19 protein-coding genes are annotated in these 16,394 nt (G+C 69.1%); 11 read left to right on the top strand and 8 right to left on the bottom strand.

Translation table 11 applies throughout. From position 1 onward, the window contains the following. Positions 1-16 precede the first annotated feature (16 nt). A complete protein-coding gene (locus DXT68_RS03660; protein WP_045254753.1) occupies positions 17-1,006 on the bottom strand; it encodes a putative oxygenase MesX in 990 nt (329 codons plus the stop codon). A gap of 122 nt (positions 1,007-1,128) precedes the next feature. Between DXT68_RS03660 and DXT68_RS03665 the strand changes: the two genes are divergently transcribed. Then, complete coding sequence (locus tag DXT68_RS03665) at positions 1,129-2,070, top strand: LysR family transcriptional regulator (RefSeq protein ID WP_045254752.1); 942 nt, start codon at positions 1,129-1,131, stop codon at positions 2,068-2,070. Positions 2,071-2,082: 12 nt separating this feature from the next. Here DXT68_RS03665 and upp read toward each other — a convergent pair whose 3' ends face one another. Next, the gene (gene upp / locus DXT68_RS03670; protein ID WP_045254751.1) at positions 2,083-2,715 is read right to left on the bottom strand and encodes a uracil phosphoribosyltransferase; all 633 of its coding nucleotides are present in this window, start codon (positions 2,713-2,715) and stop codon (positions 2,083-2,085) included. A gap of 81 nt (positions 2,716-2,796) precedes the next feature. Between upp and tadA the strand changes: the two genes are divergently transcribed. Then, positions 2,797-3,252, top strand: coding sequence for a tRNA adenosine(34) deaminase TadA (gene tadA / locus DXT68_RS03675; protein WP_045254750.1), 456 nt, complete (start codon positions 2,797-2,799; stop codon positions 3,250-3,252). A gap of 50 nt (positions 3,253-3,302) precedes the next feature. Here tadA and DXT68_RS03680 read toward each other — a convergent pair whose 3' ends face one another. Further along, entirely contained in the window at positions 3,303-4,274 is a 972-nt protein-coding gene (locus tag DXT68_RS03680) for a cation diffusion facilitator family transporter (protein WP_045254749.1), read from the bottom strand. A 60-nt stretch (positions 4,275-4,334) separates the two neighbouring features. Between DXT68_RS03680 and proC the strand changes: the two genes are divergently transcribed. Both proC and DXT68_RS03690 read left to right on the top strand, forming a co-directional pair. Further along, on the top strand, positions 4,335-5,174 hold the full coding sequence (proC, locus tag DXT68_RS03685) for a pyrroline-5-carboxylate reductase (protein ID WP_045254748.1): 840 nt from the start codon (positions 4,335-4,337) through the stop codon (positions 5,172-5,174). A 1-nt stretch (position 5,175) separates the two neighbouring features. Continuing rightward, positions 5,176-5,463, top strand: a complete 288-nt coding sequence (locus DXT68_RS03690; protein ID WP_045254747.1) for a DUF1905 domain-containing protein — start codon at positions 5,176-5,178, stop codon at positions 5,461-5,463. A 69-nt stretch (positions 5,464-5,532) separates the two neighbouring features. Here the strand turns inward: DXT68_RS03690 and DXT68_RS03695 are convergent, their stop codons facing one another. Both DXT68_RS03695 and DXT68_RS03700 read right to left on the bottom strand, forming a co-directional pair. Then, entirely contained in the window at positions 5,533-6,204 is a 672-nt protein-coding gene (locus DXT68_RS03695; RefSeq protein ID WP_045254746.1) for a potassium channel family protein, read from the bottom strand. Further along, entirely contained in the window at positions 6,197-7,627 is a 1,431-nt protein-coding gene (locus tag DXT68_RS03700; RefSeq protein ID WP_045254745.1) for a TrkH family potassium uptake protein, read from the bottom strand. The genes DXT68_RS03695 and DXT68_RS03700 overlap by 8 nt, the downstream gene beginning before the upstream one ends. A gap of 101 nt (positions 7,628-7,728) precedes the next feature. Here DXT68_RS03700 and DXT68_RS03705 point away from each other — a divergent pair, with 101 nt between their 5' ends. The 7 genes from DXT68_RS03705 (at position 7,729) to DXT68_RS03735 (ending at position 10,576) form a co-directional block, all read left to right on the top strand. Then, positions 7,729-8,145, top strand: a complete 417-nt coding sequence (locus DXT68_RS03705; protein WP_045254958.1) for an ArsR/SmtB family transcription factor — start codon at positions 7,729-7,731, stop codon at positions 8,143-8,145. Between the two features lie 326 nt (positions 8,146-8,471). Continuing rightward, positions 8,472-8,663, top strand: a complete 192-nt coding sequence (locus DXT68_RS03710) for a helix-turn-helix domain-containing protein (protein ID WP_042538977.1) — start codon at positions 8,472-8,474, stop codon at positions 8,661-8,663. A 168-nt stretch (positions 8,664-8,831) separates the two neighbouring features. Then, positions 8,832-8,930, top strand: a complete 99-nt coding sequence (locus tag DXT68_RS03715) for a 30S ribosomal protein bS22 (protein WP_003792170.1) — start codon at positions 8,832-8,834, stop codon at positions 8,928-8,930. Between the two features lie 81 nt (positions 8,931-9,011). After that, on the top strand, positions 9,012-9,314 hold the full coding sequence (locus DXT68_RS03720; RefSeq protein WP_045254744.1) for a rhodanese-like domain-containing protein: 303 nt from the start codon (positions 9,012-9,014) through the stop codon (positions 9,312-9,314). Beyond that, positions 9,311-9,601, top strand: coding sequence for a glutaredoxin family protein (locus DXT68_RS03725; protein ID WP_045254743.1), 291 nt, complete (start codon positions 9,311-9,313; stop codon positions 9,599-9,601). The genes DXT68_RS03720 and DXT68_RS03725 overlap by 4 nt, the downstream gene beginning before the upstream one ends. After that, a complete protein-coding gene (locus DXT68_RS03730) occupies positions 9,598-9,897 on the top strand; it encodes a Dabb family protein (RefSeq protein ID WP_045254742.1) in 300 nt (99 codons plus the stop codon). Before DXT68_RS03725 ends, DXT68_RS03730 begins: the two co-directional genes overlap by 4 nt. Positions 9,898-9,946: 49 nt before the next feature. Beyond that, positions 9,947-10,576, top strand: a complete 630-nt coding sequence (locus tag DXT68_RS03735) for a 4'-phosphopantetheinyl transferase family protein (RefSeq protein WP_052677779.1) — start codon at positions 9,947-9,949, stop codon at positions 10,574-10,576. A gap of 16 nt (positions 10,577-10,592) precedes the next feature. On the opposite strand, the gene DXT68_RS03740 is transcribed toward DXT68_RS03735, so the two are convergent. Genes DXT68_RS03740 through DXT68_RS03750 form a run of 3 tightly spaced genes read right to left on the bottom strand, consistent with a single transcriptional unit; the run spans position 10,593 to position 16,337 of the window. Beyond that, positions 10,593-11,882 (bottom strand): M1 family metallopeptidase, encoded by a 1,290-nt coding sequence (locus tag DXT68_RS03740; protein WP_045254741.1) that lies wholly within the window; start codon positions 11,880-11,882, stop codon positions 10,593-10,595. After that, a complete protein-coding gene (locus tag DXT68_RS03745; protein WP_244268205.1) occupies positions 11,879-15,808 on the bottom strand; it encodes a Pls/PosA family non-ribosomal peptide synthetase in 3,930 nt (1,309 codons plus the stop codon). The genes DXT68_RS03740 and DXT68_RS03745 overlap by 4 nt, the downstream gene beginning before the upstream one ends. Beyond that, on the bottom strand, positions 15,798-16,337 hold the full coding sequence (locus DXT68_RS03750; RefSeq protein WP_045254739.1) for a hypothetical protein: 540 nt from the start codon (positions 16,335-16,337) through the stop codon (positions 15,798-15,800). Before DXT68_RS03750 ends, DXT68_RS03745 begins: the two co-directional genes overlap by 11 nt. Between the last annotated feature and the right edge of the window lie 57 nt (positions 16,338-16,394).

Consider the following 16,394-nt stretch of genomic DNA (forward strand, 5'->3'; position numbering starts at 1 on the left):
GTCGATCCCGCGCCGCTCATCGGACCAGGGCGGGGTAGGAGGCGGCCCACTCGTCCAGCACCCGACGGTGCGGGGTGACGAAATGCTCATCGGCGTAACGTCCCTGGGTGACCGCCAGTCGGCTCCGCTCCTCACGGTCGTAGGTGATGTCCGTGCGCTGGAAGTCCTCGTGCTCGAGGGTCGGGCGATAGACCTCGGCCGCGGGGCCGTTCGCGTGGTAGATCTCGGGGCGGTAGATCTTCTGGAAGGTCTCCATGGTGCTGATCGTGCCGATGAGCTGCAGATCGGAGTAGTCGCTCAGCAGATCGCCTTGGAAGTAGAAGGCGAGGGGGGCGACGCTGCCGCGGGGCATGAAGTACCGCACCTGCAGACCCATCTTGCCGAAGTACTCGTCGGTGAGCGAGAACGAATCCTGCACGTACTCGGCACCGAGCACGGGATGCTCCACGCCTGATCGTCGATACGTCCGGCTGGTCGACACGCTGATGCAGATGACCGGCGACTGCGGGAAGCGCTCCCGATACGCGGCGGACTCGACGAAGTGCTGGAACAGCTTGCCGTGCAGTGCGCCGAAGTCGTCGGGCGTCGTGAAGCCGCCTCCGCCCGCGTTGGCGGCAGGCAGGACGATGCTGAAGTCGTAGTCGCGAAGGTAGGAGGAGAAGTTGTTCCCCACGATGCCCTGGTGGCGCGCGCCCGTGACCCGGTCGAGGATGTGCACGTCGAGCACCTCGAGCACCGGGAACTCCTCGTCCGCGCCGTCGGAGAAGCGCAGCTGCACCGAGATGATGTCGAGCTCGACCCTGTAGCGGTCTCCGTCGGGGTTGTCCTCGCGCGCGAGGTCGTTGAAGCGACGGTCGATCATCGACAGCGCGTTGCGGAGGTTCTCCTGGCGGCGCTCGCCGCGGGCGAGGTTGGCGAAGTTCGTCGTGATCCGCGATGCGTCCGAGGGTGCGTAGTCCTCGTCGAAGCGGGTGGTGGTGATGCTGAACGTGATGTCGTTCGCCATGAAGAAGCCAATCCGAAGGAGGCGAGGCCGGGTGGCCTCTCAGGAGCTGTGCTCTCATCGTGCCGCCGCACGGAGGTCATCGGGTAATTCGGCTCCACTATGCGTCCCTATAGGATTGCGCTATGCCTAGGCGACCGAGCGGCATCACGCTGCAGCAGCTCCAGTACTTCATCGACGTCGCCGCGGAGGGATCGATCACGGCCGCGGCCGACCTGCTCTACGTCGCCCAGCCCACCATGTCGGCGGCGATGAAGGACCTCGAGACCCGGGTGGGGCGGACGCTCCTGTCGCGCTCGGCCCGCGGCGTGACGCTCACCGGCGACGGCGTGGAGTTCCTCGGCTACGCCCGGCAGGTCGTCGAGCAGGCGGAGCTGCTCGAGCAGCGATACCTGGGTCGTCCGCCGTCGCGTCGCCTCCTCGGGGTGTCGACCCAGCACTACTCCTTCGCCGTCGATGCGTTCGTGCGCATGGTGAAGAGCACGAACGCGGCGGAGTACGAGTTCTCGCTCCGGGAGACCCGCACGTGGGACATCATCGAGGATGTGCGGACGCTGCGCAGCGAGCTCGGCATCCTGTTCCGCAACGACTTCAACCGCAACGTCATCGACAAGCTGCTGCGTGACTCGGGGCTGGCGTTCCATCCGCTCTTCCTCGCGGAGCCGCACATCTTCGTCTCGCGCCGCAATGCCCTCGCCGCGAGGAAGCGCGCGACCCTCGACGATCTCGTCGGGCTGCCGCGGCTCACCTTCGACCAGGGCGCGAACAACTCCTTCTACTTCGCCGAGGAGATCCTCTCGACCCTCTCGAGCGCGCAGGAGATCCGGGTGTCCGATCGCGCGACGATCTTCAACCTGATGATCGGCCTCGACGGGTACACGATCTCCACCGGCATCATCAGCGACGACCTCGACCCGGAGATCGTCGCGGTGCCGCTCGATGTCGACGAGCGGATCGAGATCGGGTGGGTCGGGCGCACGGCCATCCCTCTCACCGAGCAGGCGCAGCGCTACCTCGCCGAGGTGCGCGACGTGGTCGCGGGCTTCGGAGTCGCGCTGCTCGACTAGGCGGGCGGCAGGTCAGACCGTGCCGTAGAGGCGGTCTCCGGCATCGCCGAGTCCGGGCACGATGTACCCCTTCTCGTTCAGTCGCTCGTCGAGAGCGCCGAGAACCAGGGTGACGTCGCGGTCGCCGACGAGCGCCTCGATGGCCGCCACGCCCTCGGGGGTGCCGAGCAGGCAGATCGCGGTGACGTCCTTGGCGCCGCGGTCGAACAGGAACTGGATCGCCGCGGCGAGCGAGCCGCCGGTGGCGAGCATCGGGTCGATGGCGAAGCACTGGCGGTCGCTCAGATCGTCGGGCAGACGCTCGGCGTAGGTGGTCGGCTCGAAGGTCTCCTCGTCGCGGACCATGCCCAGGAAACCGACCTCGGCGGTCGGCAGCAGCTTGACGAGCCCTTCGAGCATCCCGAGTCCCGCGCGCAGGATGGGGACGACGATCGGACGCGGCTCCGAGATCTTCACACCCATCGTCGTCGTCACCGGTGTGGTGATCTCGATCGGGCTGACCTTGACGTTTCTCGTCGCCTCGTACGCCAGAAGGGTGACGAGCTCCTCGGTCAGCTGCCGGAAGACGGGAGACGGAGTGCGGTGGTCGCGCAGGACCGAGAGCTTGTGGGTGACGAGAGGGTGGTCGGCGACGTGGACACGCATGGATACAGGCTAATGCGCCGGACGCCCACGCACGACATCGCATGCCGCGGCCTCCGCCGCGCGCTGTCGTAGGCTCGACGCATGACCGCCGCCGACCTGACCGCGATGGGCCATGCGCTCGCGCTCGCCGCGGCCGCGGCCGACGCCGCGGAGATCCCGGTCGGGGCCGTCGTGCTGGATCCTTCCGGGCGGATCGTCGCGGAGGGGCGGAACACCCGTGAGGCGACCCACGATCCGACCGGGCACGCCGAGGTCGAGGCGCTGCGCTCGGCTGCGGCATCCGCGGGCACCTGGAATCTCGAGGGCCACACCCTCGTCGTGACCCTCGAGCCCTGTGTCATGTGCGCCGGCGCGATCCTGCAGTCGCGCATCGCGCGCGTCGTCTTCGGCGCCTGGGATGAGAAGGCCGGAGCCGCGGGGTCGATGTACGACGTGCTGCGCGACCGGCGTCTGCCGCACCGCGCCGAGGTGATCGGCGGGGTCGAGGAGGCAGCCGCCACGGCGCTGCTGCGCGACTTCTTCGAGCAGCGGCGCTGACGGCCCGGCGCTGATCGGGCGCCGCGCCGCACACGGCCGCGGCGCCGGGGTCAGTCGGAGGACTTGAGCACGAACACGTCGGTCGACGGCTCGGGATCGATCGCGGGACGGTAGACGTCCGGCTCGATGTAGATCACGCGGGCGATCGGCACGGCCTCGCGGATGCGAGCTTCGATCGCGTCGATGTCGTCGGCGGCCTCGCGCAGCGGCTTGTCGGCGTTGAGGGCGATCTTCGCCGCGACCATGAGCTCATCCGGACCCAGGTAGAGGGTCTTCATGTGGATGACCTTCTCGATCTCGTCGCCGGCGTTGATGGCGTCGACGATGCGGTCGTGATCGGCGGGGGTGGCGCCCTCGCCCACGAGCAGGCTCTTGGTCTCGACCCCGAGCACGATCGCGATGAGCACCAGCAGGATGCCGATCATCAGCGTTCCGAGGGCGTCGAACACGGGGTTGCCGGTGATGATCGTCAGGCCGACGCCGAGCAGCGCGAAGCTGAGTCCGGTCAGTGCCCCGACATCCTCCAGCAGCACGACCGGCAGTTCAGGCGCCTTCGCGCGCCGGACGAACGACACCCACGACTGGTCGCGGTCGCGCACGAGGTTGCTCTCTTTGACCGCGGTGCGCAGCGAGAACGACTCCAGGCCGATCGCGACCACGAGCACGACGATCGGCAGCCACCACCAGGTCTTGTCGAGCTCATGCGGGTGGGTGAGCTTGTCGATGGCCTCGTAGATGGCGAACAGGCCGCCGACCGAGAACAGGATGATGGACACCACGAACGCGTAGACGTAGCGCTCGCGTCCGTAGCCGAAGGGATGCGCTCTGTCGGCCTCGCGTCGGGCCTTGCGGCCGCCGAGCATGAGCAGCAGCTGGTTGCCGGAGTCGGCGACCGAATGGATCGCCTCGGCGAGCATCGATGCCGAGCCGGAGAGCGCCCAGGCGAGGAGCTTCGCCAGAGCGATGCCCAGATTCGCCAGGAACGCCGCGATGATCGCCTTGCCGCCGCCCGATGCACTCATGCGACGAGTCTAGATCGGCTGGTCCGCGGATGCCGGAAGAGCCCGCCGTAGGATGACGGCATGGCTGACTCCCTTCCCTCTCTCGCGTTCGTCGGTGCCGGTTCGATGGGAGGTGCGATCCTCCGCGGTGTGGTGGCCTCCGGCATCCCGGTGGACGGGGGCATCACCGCCACGAACCGCACGCCCGAGAAGGCGGCGGCGTTCGCCGACCTCGACGGCGTCAGGAGCCTCGCGCTGTCGGAGACCGCCGACGGCAACGTCGAGGCGGTCGCCGATGCCCGGATCGTGCTGGTCGGCGTGAAGCCCGCCATGGTGCCGGATCTGCTGCGGGAGATCGCACCGCACCTGGCCGACGACGCGATCGTGGTGAGTCTCGCGGCTGGGGTCACCCTGCAGACGTTCGCCGACAACCTGGGGGCAGAGGTGCGCGTGATCCGGTCGATGCCGAACACCCCCTCGACGGTCGGCAAGGGCGTCACCGGTGTGGCGGCGGGGGCCGCGGCGACCGCCGACGATCTCGCCCTCGTGCACCGCCTCTTCGCGACCGTGGGCGCTGTCGTCGAGGTTCCCGAGTCGCAGATCGACGCGCTCTCGACCATCTCGGGCTCGGGTCCCGCTTACGTCTACCTGCTGATCGAGGAGCTGACGAAGGCCGCTGTCGGCCTGGGGTTCAGCGAGGCCGACGCGCGACTCATGGTCGAGCAGACGTTCATCGGCGCCACCGCGCTGCTCGACGCCTCGGGGGAGGAGCCGGCCGAGCTGCGTCGCCGCGTCACCAGCCCGAAGGGCACCACAGAGCGGGCGGTCGCCGTGCTGCAGGGCGCGCACCTGGACCGTACGTTCGCGGCCGCGGCCGATGCGGCCCTCGCACGTGCACGAGAGCTCGCCGCCGGAGCCTGACATGCGGCTGCGGTTCTCGGGGGCGATCTGGTTCTGGCGTGGTCCCGCGCCCTTCCACTTCGTCACCGTGCCGCCCGAGGAGAGCGCGATGATCGGCGAGGTGGCGAGCGTCGTCACCTACGGGTGGGGCATGATCCCCGCATCGGTGACGATCGGGCGCACCACGGTGGCGACCGCCCTCTGGCCGAAGGACGGCGGCTACATCGTGCCGATCAAGAAGCTGCTGCAGGATCGCGAGAGCGTCACGATCGATGACGTCGTCGACCTGACGCTCGACATCGACGCCTGACAGGCGATCACCGACGATGACGCCTGACGGCGATGCCCGACAGGCGAACGCGAGACGCGGGGGAGCGGCTCAGCGGTCGAGGGCCGCGAAGCGCTCGATGTCGCTGTTGGTGCCCGACACGATGATGAGGTCGTGGTTGGTCACGATGGTGTTCGCCTCGGCGTAGCGGAACGGCTTGCCCGGGCTCTTCACGCCGACCACGGTGACCTTGTACTTGGTGCGCACGCCGGACTCGTTCAGACCGACGCCGCGGATGAACTTCGGCGGGTACATCTTGGCCAGCACGAAGTCGTCGTCGAAGCGGATGAAGTCGAGCATGCGGCCCGAGACGAGGTGGGCGACACGTTCGCCGGCCTCGCGCTCGGGGTAGATGACGTGGTTCGCGCCCACTCGGGCCAGGATCTTCCCATGCGACTGCGAGACGGCCTTCGCCCAGATCTGCGGCACTTTGAGGTCGACGAGGTTCGCGGTGATCAGCACCGATGCCTCGATCGAGGATCCGACGGCGACGACCGCGACCTGGAAGTCCTGTGCGCCGATCTGGCGCAGGGCGTCGATGTTCTTGGCGTCGGCCTGCACCGTGTGGGTGACCCGGTCCGACCACTTCTGCACGAGTTCGAGGTTGTCGTCGATCGCGAGCACCTCGCGGTCGAGACGGTCGAGCTCGCCCGCGCACGCGGCGCCGAACCGACCGAGACCGATGACGAGGACGGGAGCGTCCCCCCGGAGGACTTCAACCAACGATCGGCCTTTCCACGGGCAGTGAGTAGTACTGCGTTCGCGACGTCGCGGCGACGGCCGCGGCGAGAGTCACTGTACCAACGCGCCCCATGAAGATGGTGGTCGCGAGGACGTATGAGGCGGAATCGGGCAGCTCGGCCGTCAACCCGGTCGAGAGTCCCACGGTGCCGAAGGCCGAGATCACATCGAAGAGCACATGGCTGATGTCGGCCTTGGTGATCTGGGAGATGATGATCGTCGACAGCGCGACGATCGTCGCGCCCCACGCCACGACGCTGAGCGCGACGCGCTGCACGTCGCTGGGGATGCGGCGTCCGAACGCCTCGACCGACTGGCGACCCTTCGCCTCCGACCAGACCGCGATGGCGAGCACGGCGAGGGTCGTCACCTTGATGCCGCCCGCAGTGGAGGCCGAGCCGCCGCCGACGAACATCAGCATCGATGCCGCGAGCAGCGACGAGCCGTTCAGGTCGTCCATCTCGATGACGTTGAAGCCGCCGGAGCGCGTCATCGCCGACAGGAAGAAGGCCTGGAAGGTCGTATCGGCCGCGTCCATCGACCCGAAGGTCTTCGGGTTGGCGTATTCGAGCACCAGGAAGACGACGGCGCCCAGCACGAACAGCAGCACGGTGGTGACGAGCGTGAGCTTGGTGTGCAGCGACCACTTCTTGACGTGCCACACGTGCTTGGCGAGCGTGTAGATCACGGGGAAGCCGATGCTGCCGAGGAAGACGCCGACCATGAGCAGGGAGAGCACCAGGTAGTCGTCGGCGAACACCGCGACGCCACCCGCGTTGGGGGCGAAGCCCGTGTTGGTGAACGCCATCGCGGCGAAGTACGGCGCCTCCCACAGCGCGGCGATCGGCTCGACGCCGGCCATGACGAGCGCCGGGTACAGCAGGATCGCGAGGGCGCCTTCGATGATGAGGGCCGAGAGGGCGACGGTCGTGAGCAGCTGACCGACCTCGCCGAGTCGCACGGTCTGGCTCTCGTTCACGACGCCGCCGTGGGCGCGCATCGGATTCGTGTCGCCGGCGGCCATGAGCTTCGCACGCAGGCCGAGGCGCTTGGAGATGAGCATCCCCATGAGCGAGGCGAGCGTCAGCACGCCGAGAGCACCGATGTTCACTCCGATGAAGATCAGCACGTGGCCGAACGGAGACCAGTGGGTCGCCATGTCGACCGTCGCGAGTCCCGTGACGCAGATCGTCGACACCGCGGTGAACAGGGCGTCCGCGAGCGGAGTGACCGTGCGCGTCGCGGAGGCGATCGGCAGCGACAGCAGCACGGTGAAGACGAGGATGAGCATCGCGAAGATCACGATCGCGAAGCGCGAGGGCGACGACGTGATGATGTGCTTGCTCCACGATGCGGCGTTCTGGAGCCGCTGTCGAGGCGACGACGCCGAAACGATGCCCGACATCGCGTCCCCCTTCGTTCTCTCCGCGCGGTGCGTGGCAGCACGACGTCGTTCGCCGAGCCTTCGTCATGGTACTCCGTGCCGGGGACGACTACCCTGATCACATGACGGACATCTTCGACGTGATCGCAGACGGTACGAGGCGCGACATCCTCCAGCTTCTCCTGCGTCGCACGACCGAAGGAGATGCCGGCACCAGCGTCAGCCAGATCGTCGCCGATCTGGGCATCAGCCAGCCCACGGTCTCGAAGCATCTGAAGGTGCTGCGCGAAGCCGAACTGGTCAGCGTCCGCGAAGACGGCCAGCGCCGTTTCTACAGCCTCGCCGTCGAACCCCTCGAGGTCGTCGACGATTGGCTGGTCCCCTTCCTCATGGATGCGTACGGCGACGACGCGCCCGACATCGAGTACCCCGGGCAGCCGCTCCCGGACGGCGCCGCGCACGCGGCCGAGGTGGTGGGACGCGCTGTCGCGTCCGCCAAGCACGTGGTGGACTCGGCCTTCAAGCGATTCGGCGGCTGACGGTGCGACCGCGCATCCGCGGCTGAACGCACATCGCCCCTGACGAACCGGGGGGCTCTTCATCAGGGGCGAGGCCGCGGGCCCCAGCCCGCGTGGACTCTGACGGTGCCATCGTGAGTCGTGGTCAGAGGTTGTCAGACGAAACTGGGCGGATCCGCCATACATCCTATGTCTGGGCTGAGATCGCGGTCCTGGGCTTCTCGATGCCCGCGGCGACGGCGAATCCCTCGGAGGTGCGGGTCTCACTGATCACATGAGTCACACGGGTTTACACGCGTCCCAGATAACCCATAGAGTGTGCACAAATCCAGAAAGGGGTACGTGGGATGCCCGAGGTTCCTGATGTCCGGTTCCTGACGGTGGCCGAGGTCGCCGAGCTCATGCGCGTGTCGAAGATGACCGTCTATCGGATGGTGCACGCCGGCGAGCTGCCGGCCATCCGCTTCGGTCGCAGCTTCCGCGTCCCGGAGTCCGCTGTGGCCGACGCGCTGCAGCGACCCATCGCCGACGTCGGTTGATCCGATCGCGGCCCTCCACCGCACGTCGGTGCGTCGTCGATCTACGACGATGCATCGCGTACAGTGAAGGCGCCCCGGTTTGCTAGACTGATCCGAGGCATTTTTTCCGTGCCCGTACCCGGGTGTCCGTCACCGACGACACCCAGCCACTGACTTAGTGAGGTTTCCGTGGGTTCTGTCATCAAGAAGCGCCGCAAGCGCATGGCGAAGAAGAAGCACCGCAAGCTGCTTCGTAAGACTCGCCACCAGCGTCGCAACAAGAAGTAAGCGACCAGACACGAGCGCCTGTCTCCGGACGGGCGCTTTGTGTCTCTCCCCCCGGTTTCCCCCTCGTCGCAGGAGCATGCCATGAAGTCGATCACCGTCACCGAGCTCGCAGAGCGCTCGAACACCCCGCTCATCGACGTGCGGGAGGTGCACGAGTTCGCCGCCGGGCACGTGCCCGGCGCGGTCAACATCCCGATGTCGGAGATCGGCGACAGGCTCGAAGAGCTCCCCGCCGAGTCGTTCGACGTGATCTGCCAGGCCGGAGGCCGGTCGGCGCGTGTCGTCGAGGCACTCGAGTCCCGCGGGTACGACGCGACGAACGTCGAGGGCGGTACGGGCGAATGGATCGCTCAGGGCCGCGACATCGAGGTGCCGTCGGCGTGACCACGCTGACCCTCATCGGCAAGCCCGACTGCCATCTGTGCGACGTGGCCTCCGAGATCATCGATGCGGTCGTGGCCGAGCTTCCCGACGCCGCGGCTGAGCGCATCGAGGTCGTCGAGGCGTCGATCGCCGACGACCCGGCCCTCTACGAGCTGTGGTGGGAGAAGATCCCCGTCGTTCTGATCGACGGAGAGCTGCACGCACACTGGCGTCTGTCCGCCGATCGCCTGAAGGAGTCCCTCGAAGCCGCCGTCAACGAGGACGCCCTGAAGAAGGAGCCCCGATGATCCGTCACATCGTCTCGTGGAAGCTGGCTGCCGAGGACGCCGACGTCCGCGCCGAGCAGGCCTCCGAAGTCGCGCGCCGGCTGAACGCGCTCGACGGCGTGGTGCCGCAGCTGCGCTCGATCTCGGCGGGGGCGAACGTCGCCTACCCCGACACGAACTGGGACGTCACGCTCGTCGCGGACTTCGACTCGGTCGCGGCGCTCGAGGAGTACCAGGTGCACCCCGCACACGAAGAGGTCGTCGCCTACGTGCGCTCGGTCGTCGCCGCGCGGGCCGCCGTCGACATCGAGATCTGAGCCGCAGCCCCGGAACGGGGCGTCGTCGGCAGGGGCAGTCGGAGGCACCGTGGGGGAGCTCACCTGGCAGGGCGTGACCGTGGCATGGACGACTCCCTCGCGCCTCGAGGGATTCGACTCCACCGACGTCCTCGCGATGGGGCGCGGCCAGCATGACCGTCTGCTCCCGCTCGATGGTGCCAAGCGGCAGGGGTTCCTCGCCGGTAGAGCGCTGATCCGCGACCTCCTGCGTCGCGACGACGGGGAGCGTGTCGTGACCCTCGACAGCACCTGCGGACGCTGCGGTGCACCGCACGGCAGACCGCGGGCCCCCGGCCTCTCGCTGAGCGTGAGCCACGGCGATGATCTCGTCGCAGTGGCGGTGGGGCCGGCATCCGCGTCGCTGGGCGTCGATGTCGAACCTCTCGCCCACGCGGGCCGTCTCGCCGAGATCGCGACACTCTTTCCTGCGGACGCGCCCGATCTCGCGGCCTGGACACGCATCGAGGCTGCGGTGAAGGCCGATGGCCGCGGGTTCGCGATCGATCCTGCCGAGGTGACTCTGCGCGTCCGATCGGATGCGTCCGCACCCGGGGTGTGGTCGACCGTGCTTCCGGATCGCAGCGACCCGATCGACGTCGTCACGCTCGCCGGTCCGCCCGGCCATGTGCTGAGCCTCGCGATCGGATCGCCCCGCTGAGGGGAGCTCGCCCGGTTCAGGGGAGTGCAGGCAGTGCGCGCTCGTCGATCCACGAGCGGACCAGCTCGCGAGCCTGCCCGCCGGCGAGCTCGTCGACCAGCCCGAGGAAGTCGTCGCTCGTCACCGCGAGACCGGCGAACCGACTCGTCCACTCGCGGGTGAGGGCGAAGAACAGCTCGTCGCCGACCGTCAGGCGCAGGGCGTGCAGGGTGAGCGCGCCCCGCTTGTAGACGCGGTCGTCGAACATGTCGTCCGCGCCCGGGTCCGAGAGCACGAGGTCGTGCGGGAGTGCCCGGAGCCGGGCGTGATGCTCCACGGCGTTCGCGTGCGCCGTCGCACCGCCGCCTGCCTCCGACCACAGCCACTCCGAATAGCAGGCGTACCCCTCATTGAGCCAGATGTCCTGCCAGCGGGCGACTCCCACGCTGTTGCCGAACCACTGGTGCGCGAGCTCATGGGCGATCAGACGCTCGCTGCCGCCCCTCCCGTCGATGTGGTTCGCGCCGAAGATCGCCATGCCCTGGGCTTCGAGAGGGATCTCGAGGGCATCGGGGGTGATGACCACCTTGTAGGACTCGTACGGGTAGGGGCCGAAGGCTTCGACGAACGCCGACATCATCGCCGGGAGATCGGCGAAGTCTGCTCGCACGCGTGCGGCCAGAGGGCGCGGGTGGAACAGACGTCCCGGTGTGTCCCCGAGGGCGACTCTGTCGTCGTCGTACCGGCCGATCTGCACCGTCATCAGATAGGTGGCCGTCGGCACCGGCTGCTCGAACGTCCAGCGGGTGCGACCGCGCTGCGTCGACCGGGTGGCGGCACCGCCGCTGACGACGGTGTACTCGGGGTCGGCGGTGAAGGCGAGTCGGTACGTCGCCTTGTCGGAGGGGATGTCGTTGCACGGGAACCAGGTCGGTGCGCCGGTCGGCTGCGAGGCGACGATCACGCCGTCTTCGAGCTCCTCCCAGCCGAGCAGACCCCATCGGGTGCGCCGCGGCCCCGGCGCTCCGGTGTAGTCGATCGACACGGTGACCTCCCGGCCGCTGGCACGCTCCGCCCCGAAGATCACCTTCAGCCGCCGATCGTCCTGGCGGAAGGACGCGGCGCGGTCTCCGGTCACGCGCACCTTCGTCGCCTTGAGGCCGATCAGGTCGAAGGAGATGTGCGCGGCCGACTCCTGCATCCGCAGTCGGATGGTGGCCGTGCCGACCAGACGATTGGTCGTGACGCGGTAGTCGATCGCGAGGTCGTAGTGCAGCACCCCGTAGCGTCGATCGCCGCTGTGCGGGGTGTAGGGGTCGACGGTCATGCGTCGGTCGCCTGGTACGAGCGCACCTTGACCGCTCGCCACGGACCGATGGGATTGCCGCTCCACCGGCTGCCGACCGGCACGAACTCGCCCCGCATCACGAGCGAGGCGGGGCCGACCGTGGCATCCGCCCCGATCGTCGCCGCGGGCAGGATCACGCTGTGCGGACCCAGGGTCGCACCGTTCTCGAGGGTCACTGCGTCGATGCTCATCACTCGATCATGGAACAGATGCGTCTGAACCACACATCCGCGGTTGACCGTCGCGCCGTCGCCGAGCGTCACGAGGTCGGGTTCGGGCAGCCAGTAGCTGTCGGTCCACACGCCGCGTCCGATCTTCGCGCCGAGCGAGCGCAGCCAGATCGCGAGAGCGGGCGTGCCGGCGGCGGCGTTGGCGAACCAGGGGGCCGCGACCATCTCGGTGAACGTGTCGGACACCTCCGTGCGCCACACGAAGCTCGACCACAGCGGATGCTCGCCCGCGCGGATCGGCCCGACGATGAGCCATTTGGCGATCGTCGTGACGAGAGCGGCGACCGCGCCGGCCGCCAGCATCACGACGCTCGAGAGGGCGACGGCCCAGCCCAGGCCCCCGTGCTCGACGACAGCGGCCAGAGCGAGCATCACGGAGAGGCCGATCGCGCAGGTGACGAACACCGGGATGATGCGGCACGACTCCCACAGTGCACGGGCGAGGCGCAGGCTCGCGCGCGGCCGATAGGTGCGCTCGAGGTCGGAGTCGTTGACCACCCGACGAAGGCGCGCCGCCGGCGATCCCAGCCAGGACGATCCGGCCTTGGCCTTGGGGGGAGCGACCGACAGCACGGCGACCAGGCCGTCGCGCGGCACGTTGTGGCCCCCTGCGGCCATGCCCGAGTTGCCCAGGAAGGCGCGCTTGCCGATCCGCGCTCTGCGCAACCGCATCCACCCGCCCCGCAGCTCGTAGGTCGCCACCATGGTGTCATCGGCGAGGAACGCGCCGTCGGCGATCGTCGCGAGCGTCGGGATGAGGAGCACGGTCGACGCCTCGACGTCGCGACCGACGTCGGCGCCCAGTGCACGCAGCCAGATCGGGGTGACGATGCTGGAGTACAGCGGGAAGAGGAAGGTCCGGGCGGAATCGAGCAGGCGCTCGGTCGTCCATGCCTGCCAGGCGACTCGCGAACGCACCGGGTACACGCCCTCGGCGAGCCCGAGACCGAGCACGCGCACGAAGAGCAGCACCAGGCCGGCGAACACGAGACCGGCCAGCAGCACCGCGGGCACCAGCAGCGCGAGAATGCCGGGGACCGCCGCGAGCAGCGAGTCGGAGCCTCGGATGCCGAGCGCCAGGATCCAGGCCCCGGCGGCCAGCGAGATGACGGGGAGGAGGCCGAGAAGCGCCGACGAGGCCGCGTACGCCCACAGCCACCGGACCCTGGTCGGTGGGCGGCCGGGGGCGAACGGTGACGAGGTGCCGCCGATCCGAGCCGCCGGGGAGCCCGCCCACCGCTGCTTCGCGCGCACGCGACCGAACACCGCCGACCCCGGGGCGATCTCTGCTCCGCGACCGATCTTCGTGCCGGGTGCGAGGGTGCTGCGTGCGCCGATGGTCGCGTCGGCGCCGATGCGGATGCCGCCGATGCGCACGGTGTCGCCGTCGATCCAATAGCCGGTGAGGTCGACCTCGGGTTCGATCGAGGCGCCGGGACCGATGTCGAGCATTCCCGTGATCGGCGGCACCGTGTGCAGGTCCACATCCCGGTGGATGCGGGCGCCGAGGGCTCGGGCGTAGTAGACGACCCAGGGGGCGCCGGCCAGCCCGACCGGATCCACCTGCTGGGCGATCTGCTCGGCGAGCCACAGCCGCAGGTGCACCCCGCCGCCGCGCGGGTAGTCGCCGGGGCGCAGCCCGGCGAGCAGAAGTCGGGCGGCGACCGCGGCGATCGTCATCTTGCCCAGCGGGGTCACGAACACGAGCAGCCCGACGATGACGGTCCACACGGGCACATCGGGCAGGAACTCGAATCCGGGCGAGAGCCGCAGTATCCAGCTCGCGGCGAGGAGGAAGAGCAGCCAGCGGATGCCGGTGAACACGAACAGCGGCAGGCCGGCGATCGTCTGCACCCACTGCATCCGCCGCGGTGTGGGAACAGGCTGGCTGAAGACCCGTTCTTCGGTGTCGTCGTCGTCGGCCTCCTCGTCGACGGCATCCGCCATCTGGCGCAGCCGCGGCAGGTCGTAGACATCGGTCATCGTGAACTCGGGGGCGCGGGTGCGCAGGCGCGACACCAGCTGAGCGGCGGCGAGCGAGCCTCCGCCGAGCTGGAAGAAGTCGGCATCGTCGTCGTCCGGGCGGATGCCGAGCACGGCGAACCACTGCTCGGCAAGCCACGCGGCGGTGCCCGACAACGAGGAGTCTCCCGCGTCGCCGGAGTCCAGCGGCCAGGGGAGTGCGGCGCGGTCGACCTTGCCCGAGGTGCGCACGGGCAGATCGTCGACGGTCGCGAGCAGCGGGATCAGCGGGGCGGGCAGCAGCGCGGCGAGCTCGGAGCGGGCGGTCTGCCGGTCGAAGCCCTCGTCCGGGACCACGTAGCCGACGAGGAGAGGAAGGCCGGCATCGGTCTTCTGCACGACCACTGCGGCGGCGGACACCGAGGTGAGGGCCTGCAGTGCGGTCTCGACCTCGCCCAGCTCGATGCGGCGGCCGCCGATCTTGACCTGGTCGTCGGCGCGGCCCTGGAAGATCAGTCCTTCGGGCTCCATGCGGACCACGTCGCCGGAGCGGTAGGCCCGCTCCCACCCGAGTGTCGGCATGGGCGCGTACTTCTCGGCATCCTTGGCGGGATCGAGATAGCGCGCCAGCCCGACACCCCCGATGATGAGCTCGCCCGCCTCGCCGTCGGCGACCCGATGCCCCTCGGCGTCGACGACGGCCAGCGACCAGCCGTCGAGTGGCAGACCGATGCGCACGGGGCCGATGCCGTCCATCAGAGACGCACAGGCGACGACCGTCGCCTCGGTCGGCCCGTACGTGTTCCACACCTCGCGCCCCTCGGAGGCCAGCCGCGCCACCAGCTCGGGAGGGCACGCCTCGCCGCCGAAGATCAGCAGCCGCACGTTCTCGATCGCATCCTGCGGCCAGAGCGCTGCGAGGGTCGGCACCGTTGACACGACCGTGATGCCGTGGCCGAGCAGCCAGGGGCCGAGGTCCTCGCCGGAGCGCACGAGCGCCCGGGGTGCCGGCACGAGGCAGGCCCCGTGCCCCCAGGCCAGCCACATCTCCTCGCACGATGCATCGAACGCGACCGACAGTCCGGCGAGCACGCGATCGCCCGGCCCGAGCGGCGCCTCCTGCAGGAAGAGGCGCGCCTCGGCGTCGACGAAGGCCGCGGCCGAGCGATGAGACACCGCCACGCCCTTGGGCACCCCGGTCGAACCCGAGGTGAAGATGATCCACGCGTCGTCGTCGGTGGTCGGCGGGGCGACGACCGGGATCGCGGAGGTGCTGGGGTGAGGGGACCCGCTGTCGAAGAGCGCGGCGGATGCGACCCCTTCTGCGGGGCGATAGCCCGCATCGGTGATCGCGCCGGCGATGCCCGCCTCCCGGAACACGAGGTCCGCGCGCTCCTGGGGGTCATCGGCGTCGACCGGAACGTAGGCGGCGCCGGCCGCCATCGTGCCGAGGATCGCGATGTACAGTTCGCGGCGCCCCGACGTCATCCTGATGCCGACCCGGTCGCCCTGCCGCACCCCGTTCTCGCGGAGCATGGCCGCGGTGCGCCACACCCGCGCGAGCAGTTCGGCATAGCTGAGCGCGCCGTCGCCGTCTTCGACCGCGGAGGCATCGGGGTACCGCGCCGTCGTGTCTCGCAGAACGTCGATCAGGGTGCGGGGGAGCGGTGCGTATGCGCCGCGATCCAGCGCCTCCTGCACGTCAGCGCGCAAGGAGATCGAGCAGTGCGGCCTTGGTCAGGCGCGAGTAACCGGTGCGGCCCTGAGCGCGCGCCAGTGCGCGGAGCTCGACGACTGTCCGCGCGGTCAGGTCGTGCGCAGCGGGGTTCTCGGCCGGCGTCTGCGGGGCCGAAGGCGCGGGGGCGGATGCGGCGGCTGCCGACTCCACGGAGGCGGATGCGGGGGCCGTCTTCTTCGCGGACTTCTTCTTTTCGGGAGCTTTCGTCTTCTCGCTCTTGTTCGCGGGCGCCGTCTTCGCCTCGGCAGCGGCGTGCAGCTTCGCACTCGCCTTCTGCAGCCGCTCCGTGGCGGCGACGGCGGACTTCGCGACCTTCTTCGGTTGATCGGCGACCTTCTTCTTCGAGACCTTCGAGGCGTCCTTCGCGTCCTCGACGAGAGGCTTGAGCTTCTTCGCCGACTTCGCCGGCAGGTTCTTGATCAGCTTCTTGGCGTCCTTCGCGGCACGTGCGGCGGCATCGATGGCCACCTCGGCGTCGCGGCGGGCTGCGGTCTTCTTGGCCATGATCGGGTCTCCTCTGAATCCGGAGCACGTCGGCTCGGGCTTTCGGCACAGAGGATA

The organism is Microbacterium foliorum, from assembly GCF_003367705.1.
GTDB lineage: Bacteria > Actinomycetota > Actinomycetes > Actinomycetales > Microbacteriaceae > Microbacterium > Microbacterium foliorum.